This is a genomic window from Kitasatospora sp. NPDC005856 (genome assembly GCF_040629945.1).
Classification (GTDB): domain Bacteria; phylum Actinomycetota; class Actinomycetes; order Streptomycetales; family Streptomycetaceae; genus Kitasatospora.
On sequence record NZ_JBEXWT010000016.1, the window covers coordinates 1 to 12,101 of the forward strand.

Annotated in this window: 12 protein-coding genes; 3 read left to right on the plus strand and 9 right to left on the minus strand. The window is 73.5% G+C overall.

Annotated elements, in window-relative coordinates; translation table 11 throughout:
* The 3 genes from ABZ449_RS12640 to ABZ449_RS12650 form a co-directional block, all read right to left on the minus strand.
* Window positions 1-398, minus strand: a 398-nt coding sequence (locus ABZ449_RS12640; RefSeq protein WP_360344602.1) for an ATP-binding cassette domain-containing protein, incomplete at its 3' end; no start/stop codon positions are given.
* Window positions 399-571: 173 nt separating this feature from the next.
* Complete coding sequence (locus ABZ449_RS12645; protein WP_360344605.1) at window positions 572-2,746, minus strand: restriction endonuclease; 2,175 nt, start codon at window positions 2,744-2,746, stop codon at window positions 572-574.
* A gap of 257 nt (window positions 2,747-3,003) precedes the next feature.
* On the minus strand, window positions 3,004-3,324 hold the full coding sequence (locus tag ABZ449_RS12650; protein ID WP_360344608.1) for a hypothetical protein: 321 nt from the start codon (window positions 3,322-3,324) through the stop codon (window positions 3,004-3,006).
* A gap of 219 nt (window positions 3,325-3,543) precedes the next feature.
* On the opposite strand from ABZ449_RS12650, the gene ABZ449_RS12655 reads away from it, so the two are divergent.
* Complete coding sequence (locus ABZ449_RS12655) at window positions 3,544-4,503, plus strand: DUF2797 domain-containing protein (protein WP_360344611.1); 960 nt, start codon at window positions 3,544-3,546, stop codon at window positions 4,501-4,503.
* A 91-nt stretch (window positions 4,504-4,594) separates the two neighbouring features.
* Window positions 4,595-5,539: an alpha/beta fold hydrolase gene (locus ABZ449_RS12660; protein ID WP_360344614.1), complete on the plus strand. Its 945-nt coding sequence runs from the start codon at window positions 4,595-4,597 to the stop codon at window positions 5,537-5,539.
* Window positions 5,540-5,597: 58 nt separating this feature from the next.
* On the opposite strand, the gene ABZ449_RS12665 is transcribed toward ABZ449_RS12660, so the two are convergent.
* The 6 genes from ABZ449_RS12665 to ABZ449_RS12690 form a co-directional block, all read right to left on the minus strand.
* Window positions 5,598-5,972 (minus strand): hypothetical protein, encoded by a 375-nt coding sequence (locus tag ABZ449_RS12665; RefSeq protein WP_360344617.1) that lies wholly within the window; start codon window positions 5,970-5,972, stop codon window positions 5,598-5,600.
* Entirely contained in the window at window positions 5,969-6,670 is a 702-nt protein-coding gene (locus ABZ449_RS12670; protein WP_360344620.1) for a DUF6232 family protein, read from the minus strand. Before ABZ449_RS12670 ends, ABZ449_RS12665 begins: the two co-directional genes overlap by 4 nt.
* Window positions 6,671-6,807: 137 nt before the next feature.
* Window positions 6,808-7,125 carry a hypothetical protein gene (locus ABZ449_RS12675; RefSeq protein ID WP_360344623.1) on the minus strand — a complete coding sequence of 106 codons (318 nt, stop codon included), beginning with the start codon at window positions 7,123-7,125 and terminating at the stop codon, window positions 6,808-6,810.
* A 335-nt stretch (window positions 7,126-7,460) separates the two neighbouring features.
* On the minus strand, window positions 7,461-8,198 hold the full coding sequence (locus tag ABZ449_RS12680; protein ID WP_360344626.1) for a succinate dehydrogenase/fumarate reductase iron-sulfur subunit: 738 nt from the start codon (window positions 8,196-8,198) through the stop codon (window positions 7,461-7,463).
* Entirely contained in the window at window positions 8,195-10,144 is a 1,950-nt protein-coding gene (locus tag ABZ449_RS12685; protein WP_360344629.1) for a fumarate reductase/succinate dehydrogenase flavoprotein subunit, read from the minus strand. Before ABZ449_RS12685 ends, ABZ449_RS12680 begins: the two co-directional genes overlap by 4 nt.
* On the minus strand, window positions 10,141-10,845 hold the full coding sequence (locus ABZ449_RS12690) for a succinate dehydrogenase cytochrome b subunit (protein WP_360344633.1): 705 nt from the start codon (window positions 10,843-10,845) through the stop codon (window positions 10,141-10,143). Before ABZ449_RS12690 ends, ABZ449_RS12685 begins: the two co-directional genes overlap by 4 nt.
* Before the next feature lie 96 nt (window positions 10,846-10,941).
* On the opposite strand from ABZ449_RS12690, the gene ABZ449_RS12695 reads away from it, so the two are divergent.
* Entirely contained in the window at window positions 10,942-11,865 is a 924-nt protein-coding gene (locus ABZ449_RS12695; protein ID WP_360344635.1) for a LysR substrate-binding domain-containing protein, read from the plus strand.
* Window positions 11,866-12,101: the final 236 nt, after the last annotated feature.

Consider the following 12,101-nt stretch of genomic DNA (forward strand, 5'->3'; position numbering starts at 1 on the left):
AGCCAGGCCTTGTCGACCTTGCGGCCGGCGATGTCCATCGGGAGGGTGATGTTCTCCAGGGCGGTCAGCGTGGGGAGCAGGTTGAAGGCCTGGAAGATGAACCCGATGTGGTCCCGGCGCAGCTGGGTGAGCTGCTTGTCCTTGAGCCCGACGAGTTCGGTGTCGCCGATGGTGGAGGAGCCGGAGGTGACGGTGTCGAGGCCGGCCATGCAGTGCATGAGGGTGGACTTGCCGGAGCCGGAGGGGCCCATGATGGCGGTGAACTCGCCCTGGGGGAAGACCACGCTGACGTTGTCGAGGGCGACGACGCGGGTCTCCCCCTCCCCGTAGACCTTGTTCAGGCTGGTGGCTCGGGCGGCCGCCAGGCCGGTGTGGACGGCGGTTGCGGGGAAGGTCACGGGGACTCCTGGAACGGGTTAACGGAATGTCCGACTCCGTTCCATCATCCCAAGCTGTTCGAACGCGATGCGTATGCCGCGCGGAGGGTCGGCCCCCGACCACCCGGCGGGGTGGCGGGGGCGATCTCCTCCTCAGGTATGACCCGGTCCCTGAGGGGGCGGGCTCGGCGCGGCTATTCGACCGCCACCCCGAAGGCCGCCGCCAGCCCGGCCAGGCCGTTCGTCACCGCCCGCCCGGACGGGCCGAACTCCCAACCGCCCGCGACCCGGCGGAACGCCCCGAGGAGCATCGCGCTGTCCGGCACCCCGCCGGTCGGCCCGGCCCAGGCCTGCGGACCGCCCGCGCCCGGCCCGTACGCGGCGGCCAGCGCCAGCCCGTGCACGTAGCCGAGCGGCAGCGCCGGGTGCTCCTCCTCCTCGGTGGACACGGCGACCACCACCTCGTCGACGGCGGCCGGCAGCCGGTGCAGCTCCAGCGCCAGCCGGGCCGCCCGGGTCGGCTCGCCCGGCACCGAATGGGTCGGATGCAGCCGGACGGCGCCGTCCGGGTCCTGCGGGCTGTTGAAGAACACGAAGTGCTCGTCGCTCAGCACCCGGCCGCCGGCGCACAGGAAGGCGGTGACGTCCAGCTCCACCGCGTCCCCGCCGGCCGTCCGGCTCTGCCAGCTCACCGTGAGGGCGGTCTCGCCCGGCGTCCCGGGGCCGCCGTTCGCGGTGGTGGCTCCGGCGTCGGTGGCGGTGCCCGCGGCGGTGCCGGTGGCGGTGCCGTCGCCGAGCCGGCCGCGCAGGCCCTGCTCGGCGAGCAGGACGACCAGCTCCGGACCGCTCACCAGGGTCAGCGGCTTGCCCTCGATGTAGCTGTACGAGCCGCGGCCGAAGCCCGCGGTGGTGACCAGGATGCCCTTGTTCGCACCGTGGTGGCGGACGGTGGACTCCAGATCGCGCACCGCCGTCGGCGGGACGGTCTTCTTGTAGCGCTTCGCCTGGATCACGATCTTGCCGCCGGTCACCGGGTCCAGGTCCACGGCCACCACGTCCACCCCGACGTCACCGCTGCGGGCCGTGGTCATCACCTCGAAGCCGCGCAGCCGGAACAGCTCGGCGATCAGGTCCTCGAAGTCCAGCGGGTCCATCTCGAACAGGTCCGGCTCGTCCTCGCCGCCGTGCCCGGCCAGGCTCCCGCCGACGCTCTGCGGCCGCCGGTCCGGGCGCACCTCGTCCAGCCGCTCCGGGCGCGCCGACAGCCGACCGCCCAGGCCCTGGAAGCACTCCACCGGCGCCACCCGGTCCAGCGCCAGACCCGCGAAGCCGGCCCGCGTCGCGGTCAGGGTGGAGACGAAGCGCTCGGCCTCCCGGCCGGTCGCCGGGTCGATGCCGAGGACGAAACCGTTCAGCACCACCGAGTCCAGCAGCCCGTCCCGGTCCGCGCGGAACAGCTCCGCCGCCACCCGCAGCGCCGACTGCGCCAGCACCTCCCGGTAGAGCGCCTTGCGCTCCGTCGCCGGGCGGGCCACCTCGGCCTCGCGGTCGTCCACCTTCACGTACCGCACCCGGGCGGCGGCCGGCACCACGTCCGGCCCCGGCAGCTCCCAGTCCACCACCAGCTGGCGGCTCCCGGCGTCGAACGCCGCCACCAGCCGGTGCGGGAACCCCTCCGGCCAGGCCGCCGAGGCGTACAGGCCCGCCGTGAAGTACTCCTGCACCGCCTCCGGCTCACCCGCCCGCAGCCGGCGCAGCAACTCCTCGGTCCGCGCGGCCAGTTCCTCCTGCTGCCGACGGGACTGCTCGACCCAGGCCAGGTACTCCCCGTGGTAGGAGGCCAGCCGCTGCTGCCGGTCGGCCTCCTGGGCCTGCGCGGCGTACCAGTCCTGCTCGAAGCGGGCCCGGGCCTGCGCCAGGTACTGCTCGTACTGCCGCCGCACACCCGGATTGCGGGCCTGGACCGGGTCCGGCGGCGGCACGAAGTACCGGGACGAGGACTGGTCCGGCATCGGCACCGGCTCGCCCAACGGACCGGGATCGAACGGCGGCACCGCCCGCGGCGCCAGCAGGGCCTGCGGACCGAAGGCCGGCGCGGCCAGGCCGGCGGCCAGCAGCCCCCTCAACTCCTCAACCCGGGCGTCCAGTTCGGCCGTCCGCCGGGCCACCTCCGCCTCCCGCGACTGTTGGTGGGCCCGCTGCGCCTCACGCTCGTCACGGGCCGCCGCCCGCTGCGCCTCGCGCTGCTCCCGCTCCCGGCGGCGCAGCTCCGCCTCCTCGGCGCGCCACCGGACCTCCTCCCGGCGCTGCTGCTGCCGCTGCGCCTCCGCCCAGATCGCCAGCACCCCGCTGCTCCGCCGCCCCGACACCGTCCGTCCACCTCATTCGCCTCGCGCCGACCCTCGGGCCCCCGCGGCAGCGCCTCCCGGCTCCGCCGCCGACCGCGCCCGCCACAATAGAGCGTGAACACCCCGCCGGGCCAAGTGCCGGTGACCTGCGGACCCTTCCGGCGGGGCGACGGCCTCGGAGGGCCTGGCGGCCGGGGCGGCGCAAAGCCGACGCGGGCCCGTCCGGCGGGGTTTCGCCGGACGGGCCCGCGGGTCTGTCGTGCGGGTCTGTCGCAGGGTCAGGAGGCGACCGCGTCGGCTTTCTGGATGGTCGCGCCGAGGTCGCACCAGGTGGTCGAGGTGCCGCCGGACTCGGCGCGGGTGCCGTAGTGGGTGTAGTTGCCGTAGCCCGGCTTGTAGCAGACGATCCGGCCGGTGAAGGCCGAGCCGACGCAGCGGATCGAGGCGCCGGCGTGGCCGCCGCTGCCGGTGAAGTAGGACGGCGCGTTGCAGCTCAGGGCGGTCGTGGTGGCCGAAGCCGGCGCGGCGGCCAGGACCAGGCCCGAGGCGGCGAGGGCGAGAGAGCCGGTGGCGGCGGCGGCACGCTGGAGGATGCGCATGGTTGTTCCCTTCCGGAGCGGAGCGTTCGTGAGGGAGGCACTGATGAGGACGCTAACGGCCCGACTTGACGCGGTCACGTCGACTCGATGGCCCGTTGAGCGTGACTCCACCGGACGTCCGGTATCCGGCCCCGGGCCTGGGCGAACGCCTTCCGGGGAGCGGCCCGTGCTGTCGGTGGTGCCGGGTAGGGTCGTCTGCTACCGACGGTAAGGAGAACCGTGACGATCCCCTCGCAGCAGCAGCAGCCGCAGCACCCCCGGCCGCAGGCGCGCCCCGCCGGCTGGATCTCCACCGGCCTGAGCTGGCGGGACGGCCGCGCCGTGCTCGGGGCCGTGCGCGGTGCCCAGGTGCACGAGCGCGCCGTGGAGCCGGGGGCGGAGGTCGGCTGGCTGCTGGGCGGCCCGCGCCGCTGCGTCGGGGCCTGGCTGGTCGGGGCGACGGAGCGCACGGCCTGCCCGCACCACGCGGTGATCGACCCGGCGGGCGGTGCGACGCAGTGCCCGGCGTGCCAGAGCGTGGACCGCGGCCTCGCCCTCGCCCGGGACCAGATCCTCGACGACGGCCGCACCTATCTGCTCTACCTCGCCTGGTTCGGCGAGGGCCTGCTCAAGGTCGGCCTGACCGCCGAGCAGCGCGGCGACAGCCGGCTGCTCGAACAGGGCGCGCTGGCCTACGCGTTCACCGCCCGCGGCGCCCTGCCGGCGGTCCGGCGCGCCGAACTCACCGTCGCCGCCTCGGGTCTGGCCCGCGAGCGGTACAAGTCCCGGCTCAAGACCGAGCAGTGGTGGTCGCACGGCGACGCCCCCTACCGCCGAACGGTGCTCGCCGAGGCCCGCGTCCAGGCGCACCGGCTGCTGGACGGCCATGCCGTGGGGCTGCTCGCCGACCGCCCGGTGGTCGACCACGTCGAGCGCTACGGACTGGCCGACGGCGCCCCGCAGGCGTACCGGGAGATCGCCGGGCTGGCCGACGGCGCGGTCCTCGCGGGCCGGCTCCGGCCGCCGGTGGGCCGGCACCTCTTCCTGGACCAGGCGGACGGCTCGGGCCCCCTGCTGATGGACACCCGGTTGCTCACCGGCTGGACGCTCAGCCCGGTCACCGGCCGTGGCTCCGACGGTCTGACCCTGCACGAGCGACTGCGCCCGCCGGAGCCGGACACCCAGGAGGCACTGTTCTGAGGGCTTCCGTGGAACTGCCCCGACCAGCGTGGTTGCGTAATAAAACCGCAAGGACCTAACCTCGGCCTTGCGGTTTTAATTTGCTACCACTTTGGAGCGAGCCCACGCCATGATCGCCGCCCACGAGACCTTCGACGGCACCTTCCCGTACCGACCGCACTTCAGCACGGCCCCCGGCTTCCCCATGCACTACCTGGACGAGGGTGCCGGACCGGTGGTGCTCTGCCTGCACGGTGAACCCACCTGGGGCTACCTCTTCCGCGACCTGGTCCGCCGCCTGGCCCCGACCCACCGGGTGGTCGTCCCCGACCACATGGGCTTCGGCAAGAGCGCCACCCCGGCGGAGCGGACCTATCGACTGCAGGACCACGTGGACAACCTGGAGGCGCTGGTCCTGGACCTCGGCCTGCGCGAACTCACCCTGGTCCTGCACGACTTCGGCGGGCCGGTCGGCATGGGCCTGGCCGCCCGCCGCCCGGAGCTGATCGCCCGGGTGGTGAGCGTCAACGGGCCCACGCCGTTCGGTCAGCCCGGTCTCGGCGCGGCGCTCGCCGCCAACGCGGCCGAGTCCCCGTGGTTCGGCTGGATCGCCCGGGCGCACGCCGACGGCAGTCTGGGTGCCGTTCTCGGCGAGCTCGGCTACACCATCCTCAGCACCCTGAAGCTCAACGGCTTCCAGAACAACGCCCTGATCACCGACACCTGGCTGGCCGCCTACGGTGCGGCCTTCCCCTCCCGTGCGGAGGCCGCAGGCGCGATCGGCTGGGCGGAGGGCTTCGCGACCGGGGCCCACGCCTTCGAGACCCCGGGCGCCGAGGCCCGCGCGGTGCTCGCCGCCCTGCCCGCCCTCGCCCTGTGGGGTACGGCCGACCGCACGCTCGCCGCCCACCACTTCCTGCCCCTGTTCGCCGAGGCCTTCCCCCACGGCCGGATCGTCGAACTGCCCGGCGTCGGCCACTACAGCCCCGAGGACGCCCCCGACGCCGTCGCCGACCTGGTGGAACGCTTCCTCGCCGAGACGAGCGGAGCGGCGTAGTTTGCCGCCCCGCCCCGCCCCGCCCAGCCTTGTCGGGCCCTGTCCGGCGGCCGATCGCTCAGCCGCTGAGCAGGGCGAGGAGCTGGTTCGCCAGCCCCAGCGCGGGCGCGGCGGCCTCGCCGAGGCTCTGGGCCACACCGGCCAGCACGAGCAGGGTGTTGCGCCGGCTCCTCGGCTCCTCGGCGGCGGGGCTGGTCAGCACCGGCAGGGCCTCTTCGAGGCTCTGCCGGTCCGCCTCCCGGAGCCGGCCGTCCCGGGCCAGCTCGGTGACCACCGCGGCGAGCCGGGCGAACAGTACGACGACCTCCGGCGGCAGGGCCTGGTCGGCGCCCGGGCCGGTGTTGTGCTGGATGCCGATGTTCCCGCTGCCGCCGTGGATGGTGACCCGGTCGCCGTACTGGACGTTCGGACGCTCGTCCCGGTCGTCGTTCACTTGCTGACCCCCGTGTTCCCCTGGCCGCCGTAGATGTTGACGCTGTCGCCGAACTGGTACTGCCGCAGGTCGACGCTGATGCTCTGGACGATCTGCTGGAACTCGGCCTGCGGGTTCTCGATCGCGCGGGTGATGGCGGCCTGCAGCTCGAACGCGGGCTGCGGGATGTGCCAGGCCAGCACCGCGGTCGGCGGGCCCGCCGTGTCCACGGTCAGTACGTGCAGGTCGGGTCGGCGCAGCACCGGCCACGTGAAGATCAGGAAGTAGACCGCCACGGTCATCACCGCGCCGATGACCGGGCCGGCCCCGGAGCCCGAGGACGAGCCGCCGTCGTACAGGCTCGACGAGCTGCGGGTGGCCTGTGAGAACGCGAAGGCGACCACGATGACGGCCAGGGTGAAGGCGAGCAGTCGTAGGAGCGCGCGGCGTCGGCCGGGCACGATCAGGGTGGTGCCGACCCGGGCGACGTTGGCCAGCGGGTACGCCGCCTGCCCGACCCAGAGGATCCGGTTGGTGACCGCGACCCGGATGGTGGCCGAGCCGCCGGCGGAGGCGTCGGTGAAGGCCGGCGGCGGGGCACCGGGCGGTGCCGGAGCGACCGGGGGCGGTGTCGGCGGCCCGCCGGGTGGTGGCGGAACGTACGGGACACGGCCGGTCCGGCCGGAGTCGGTGGGATGGGTGGGATCGGTCGGCTGCATGGGTGCTCCCCCGAGGCTGCGGAACGCGCGACGACCAATGAACCAGCGCACCAGCCCTGACACAAGTCATTTGCTCCACAACATGCTTGGGTTCACGTCAGTTCTCGGAGCAAACCACCCTGTGGGGTGACGGTGGGTCAGCTCAGCTTGCCTCGGACCCCGCCCGGACCCGACCTGGCCCGGCGGGACAGCGGTGGCCGGGACGGGCGGACGTTGCCCCGCGTCTGGGTGGCGGCGGCCGCCTCGGCGGCCTCCGCGGCGCGCCCGGCCAGTGCGGCCCGGGCGGCGGCCAGGGCGACGCGGGCGAGCAGCGGGTCCTCCGGGACGCCGGCCGCGCGCTTGGCGCTCTGGCAGGCGGTGCACCAGACCGGCGAGGCGGGCCCGTCCGGGTACACCATCTCCTCGGGCGGCAGGTAGTGCCCACCGCACTCGACGCACTCGAAGACGAACCTCATCCGACGATCACCGTCCCGGATCCGTGGCACCGACCGCAGGGCGACCAGAAGGTGTGGACGCTGGGCACCATGCTTCCTTCCTCGTCCAGTTCGACCGTTGCCTCGGTCTTCTGGGTCCCCCCGGACCCGCCGCATCCGGCACAGGACTGAACCTCGGGCATATGCCGTCCTTCCGCTGCGGAGCACCACCGTAGCGCGATTCTCCGTCGGGCAGCACCGCCCGCCGGGATCCACCACCCGTACGGGGAGCACGAACCGCGGCCGCACGCCCCGCAACGGTTGTCGGCCCCCCGCCCGAGCACCGGAGCGAGGGGCCGACCGTCGTGGGGGAGTCGTCAGCCGCGGGCGGCCCGCAGGAACTCCCGGTTCATCGCCGCGATGCTGGGCAGCGGGATGCCCTTGGGGCAGGCGGTGGCGCACTCACCGGTGTTGGTGCAGCCGCCGAAGCCCTCGGCGTCCATGGCCGAGACCATGTTCCGCACCCGGGCGGCCCGTTCCGGCGCGCCCTGCGGCAGCACGTTGAGGTGCACCACCTTGGCGGAGGTGAAGAGCATCGCCGAGCCGTTCGGGCAGGCCGCCACGCAGGCGCCGCAGCCGATGCACTCGGCGTGCTCGAAGGCGGTGTCGGCGACCTCCTTGGGGACGGGCGTGGCGTGCGCCTCGGGGGCGCTGCCGGTGGGGGCGGTGATGTAGCCGCCGGAGCCGATGATCCGGTCGAAGGCCGAGCGGTCCACCACCAGGTCCTTGACCACCGGGAACGCCGCCGCCCGCCAGGGTTCGACGTCGATGGTGTCGCCGTCCCGGAAGTGCCGCATGTGCAGCTGGCAGGTGGTGGTGCGCTCGGGGCCGTGCGCCTGACCGTTGATGACCATGCCACAGGCGCCGCAGATGCCCTCGCGGCAGTCGTGGTCGAAGGCGACCGGCTGGTCGCCGCGGGTGATCAGCTCCTCGTTGAGGGTGTCCAGCATCTCCAGGAAGGACATGTCCGGGCTGATCCCGCCGACCTGGTAGGTGGTCATCGAGCCGGGTGCGTCCGGGCCCGCCTGGCGCCAGATGCGCAGGGTGAGGTTCATGCGTAGCTCCGCTGGGTGGGGTGGACGTACTCGAAGTCGAGTTCCTCGCGGTGGAGGACGGGGGCCGCGCCGGTGCCGGTGAACTCCCAGGCGGCGGCGTAGGAGAAGTCCTCGTCGCGGCGGGCGGCCTCGCCGTCGGGCGTCTGGCTCTCGGTGCGGAAGTGGCCGCCGCAGGACTCGGCGCGGTGCAGCGCGTCCAGGCACATCAGCTCGGCCAGTTCGAAGTAGTCGACCAGCCGGTTGGCCTTCTCCAGCGACTGGTTGAGCTCCTGCCCGGTGCCGGGCACCTTGATCCGGCGCCAGAACTCCTCGCGCAGGTGCGGGATCCGCTCCAGGGCCCGGCGCAGTCCGGCCTCGTCGCGGGCCATACCGCACTCGTCCCACAGGAGTTCGCCGAGTTCGCGGTGGAAGGAGTCCGGGGTGCGGTCGCCGTCCACCGCGAGGATCAGGTTGAGCCGGTCCTCGACCTCGGCCTCGGTCTCGGCGAGCACCGGGTGGTCGGCGGGCACCGCCGGCAGCGGGTGGCGGGCCAGGTAGTCGTTGATGGTCGGCGGCAGCACGAAGTAGCCGTCGGCCAGGCCCTGCATCAGGGCGCTGGCGCCGAGCCGGTTGGCGCCGTGGTCGGAGAAGTTGGCCTCCCCGATGGCGAACAGGCCCGGGACGGTGGTCTGCAGGTCGTAGTCGACCCAGAGCCCGCCCATCGTGTAGTGGATCGCCGGGTAGATCCGCATCGGCACCCGGTACGGGTCCTCGGCGGTGATCCGCTCGTACATCTCGAAGAGGTTGCCGTACCTGGCCTCGACGGCGGCCCGGCCCAACCGGCGGATCGCGTCGGCGAAGTCCAGGTAGACGCCCTGGCCGCCGGGGCCCACGCCGCGGCCCTCGTCGCAGACGTTCTTGGCGGCCCGGGAGGCGATGTCGCGCGGCACCAGGTTGCCGAAGGAGGGGTAGATCCGCTCCAGGTAGTAGTCCCGCTCCTCCTCCGGGATCTGCCCGGGCGGCCGGTCGTCGCCCTTCGCCCTGGGCACCCAGATCCGGCCGTCGTTGCGCAGCGACTCGCTCATCAGGGTGAGCTTGGACTGGTGGTCGCCGGAGCGCGGGATGCAGGTCGGGTGGATCTGGGTGAAGCACGGGTTGGCGAAGTACGCGCCGCGCCGGTGCGCCCGCCAGATCGCGGTGGCGTTGGAGTTCTTGGCGTTGGTGGAGAGGTAGAAGACGTTGCCGTAGCCGCCGCTGGCCAGCACCACGGCGTCCGCGGTGTGGCTGCGGATCTCACCGGTGACGAGGTCGCGGGCGACGATGCCGCGGGCCCGGCCGTCGACCACCAGCAGGTCGAGCATCTCGGTGCGCGGGTGCAGCTCCACGTTCCCGGCCGCGATCTGCCGGGAGAGCGCCTGGTAGGCGCCGAGCAGCAGCTGCTGGCCGGTCTGGCCGCGGGCGTAGAAGGTCCGGGAGACCTGGACGCCACCGAAGGAGCGGGTGTCCAGCAGGCCGCCGTACTCGCGGGCGAAGGGCACGCCCTGGGCCACGCACTGGTCGATGATCTCCACCGAGACCTGGGCCAGCCGGTGCACGTTGGACTCGCGGGCGCGGAAGTCGCCGCCCTTGACGGTGTCGTAGAACAGCCGGCGGATCGAGTCGCCGTCGTTGCGGTAGTTCTTGGCCGCGTTGATGCCGCCCTGGGCGGCGATCGAGTGGGCCCGCCTGGGGGAGTCCTGGAAGCAGAACTGGACGACGTGGTAGCCCTGTTCGGCCAGGGTGGCGCCGGCCGCGCCGCCGGCCAGGCCGGTGCCGACCACGATCACGGTGTGCTTGCGCCGGTTGGCCGGGTTGACCAGCTTGGCGTCGAACCGCCGCTGGTCCCAGCGCTGTCCGATCGGCCCGGAAGGGGCCTTGGCGTCGGCGACCGGCTCGCCGAGGGTGTAGTCGACGTACGGGCTGCTCACTTCACCACTCCGGTCATCACGGCCACGGGGACGGACAGGAAACCGGCCGTCAGCACCAGGGCCAGGCCGTTCGCGATCAGCTTGAGCGCCCGGTCGCGGCGGGCGTTGTTGGCTCCGAGGGTCTGCGCGGCGCTCCAGAACCCGTGCCGGATGTGCAGGCCGACGGCCAGCATCGCGACGACGTAGAACACGTCGACGTACCAGCGGCCGAAGGAGGCCACGATGTTCTGGTACGGGTGGTCGGGCTCGGCGGCCGGGTTCACGGTCAGCGTGGTGAGGTCCAGGATGTGCCAGACGACGAACAGCGCCAGGATCACCCCGCCCCAGCGCATGGTCCTCGTCGCGTAGCTCGCGCGGCGGCGCCGGTGCACGTACCTGCTCGGGCGGGCCGCGAGGTCGCGGCGGCTGAGCTGGTAGGCGGAGACGCCGTGCAGCACCACGGCGGCCAGCAGGCCGGCCCGGGCGATCCACAGGAACCACGCGTGGCCCAGGAAGGGCTGCCCGATGGTGCGCAGCCAGGCCGCGTAGCCGTTGATGTCGTCCGGGCCGAAGAACACCTTGAGGTTCCCCAGCATGTGCGCGACCAGGTACAGCAGCATGGCCAGCCCGGTGACGGCCATGACCGCCTTCTTGCCGACGGTCGACCGCCACAGGGTCGCCAGGGTGGACGGATGCCGGGCCGTCCGAGTCGCGGTTGTCATGGCTGCAACGGTAGGGACGGTGCCGTGGGTACGTCCAAGACATGATGCGGCTCGCCACGATAGGCACCGACTATCGACGCGGCCTATCCTGGCCCTGTGCAGCTCCAGCAACTCCGCTACTTCCTGGCCGTCGCCGAGACCCGGCACTTCACCCGGGCCGCCGAGGCGGCACACGTCGCCCAGCCGTCGCTCTCGCAGCAGATCCGGTCGCTGGAACGGGAGTTGGGCGCTGAACTGTTCCACCGCACCCGGGGCAACATCGCACTGACCGACGCCGGGGACGCCCTGCTGCCACTGGCCCGGCGCATCCTCGCGGACACCGAGAGCGCCCGGCTGGCCGTCCAGGAGACCGTCCAGCTGCGCCGCGGCCGGGTCCGCCTCGGAGCGCCGCCGAGCCTGTGCACCAGCCTGGTGCCCGACGTGCTCCGGGTCTTCCGGGACCGCTACCCGGGGGTGACGCTGGTGGTCCGCGAGGGCGGCTCGCGCGACCTGGTCGGCTGGCTGGCGGCGGGGGAACTGGACCTCGCGCTGACCATCACCCGGCCGAGCGGGGAACCGGAGCCCGCGCTGGCGGTCACCGAGCTGCTGCACGAGGAGCTGGTGCTGGTCGCCGCCGAGCGGCGGGCCCGGCGCAAGATCCGGGTGACGGAGCTGAAGGACCGGCCGCTGGTGATGTTCCGGGAGGGCTACGACGTCCGCGAGGCGACCCTGGCGGCCTGCCGCGCGGCCGGGTTCGAGCCGGAGTTCGCGGTGGAGGGCGGCGAGATGGACGCGGTGCTGGGCTTCGTCCGGGCCGGGATCGGTCCCGCCGTCGTCCCGGGCATGGTGGCCGCCCGCTCCGGCCTCGCGGTCACCGCCTTCGCCGCGCCCGGCCTCGGCCGCACCATCGCCGTCGCCCACGGCCACGAGGTCCCCCTCACCCGCGCCGCCGAGGCCCTCCGCGACACCCTCCTCGCCCACCTGCGCGACGCCGCCCGCGCCGGCGAACTCCCCCCGGGCACCCGGCTGTTGCTGCCGTGACGCCGCCCCGATCGCCTCGGTCGGCCCGCTGACGGCTCCGGCTGTCAAGGGTGCGGCCGTCACGGGTGCGGCGAAGCGCGCGAGATCGCGCCGCCTGACCAGTCGTGGAGCACCCCGCCGTACGGACCGTCAGTCGACCGCCGGAGGCGGCTGTCCCGGCGGCACGCCGACTCGCGGGCGGCCGGGTTGACCCGAACCGGTCAGTGTGTGACATATTATTCCCCGGCGGATGAATT

What these genes read in the sequence shown, in the direction of transcription:
- ABZ449_RS12670 (WP_360344620.1), bottom strand. Translation starts at nt 6,670, where the DNA reads ATGCAGCCGACCGATCCCACCCATCCCACCGACTCCGGCCGGACCGGC.
- ABZ449_RS12690 (WP_360344633.1), bottom strand. Translation starts at nt 10,845, where the DNA reads ATGACAACCGCGACTCGGACGGCCCGGCATCCGTCCACCCTGGCGACC.
- ABZ449_RS12650 (WP_360344608.1), bottom strand. Translation starts at nt 3,324, where the DNA reads ATGCGCATCCTCCAGCGTGCCGCCGCCGCCACCGGCTCTCTCGCCCTC.
- ABZ449_RS12675 (WP_360344623.1), bottom strand. Translation starts at nt 7,125, where the DNA reads ATGAGGTTCGTCTTCGAGTGCGTCGAGTGCGGTGGGCACTACCTGCCG.
- ABZ449_RS12680 (WP_360344626.1), bottom strand. Translation starts at nt 8,198, where the DNA reads ATGAACCTCACCCTGCGCATCTGGCGCCAGGCGGGCCCGGACGCACCC.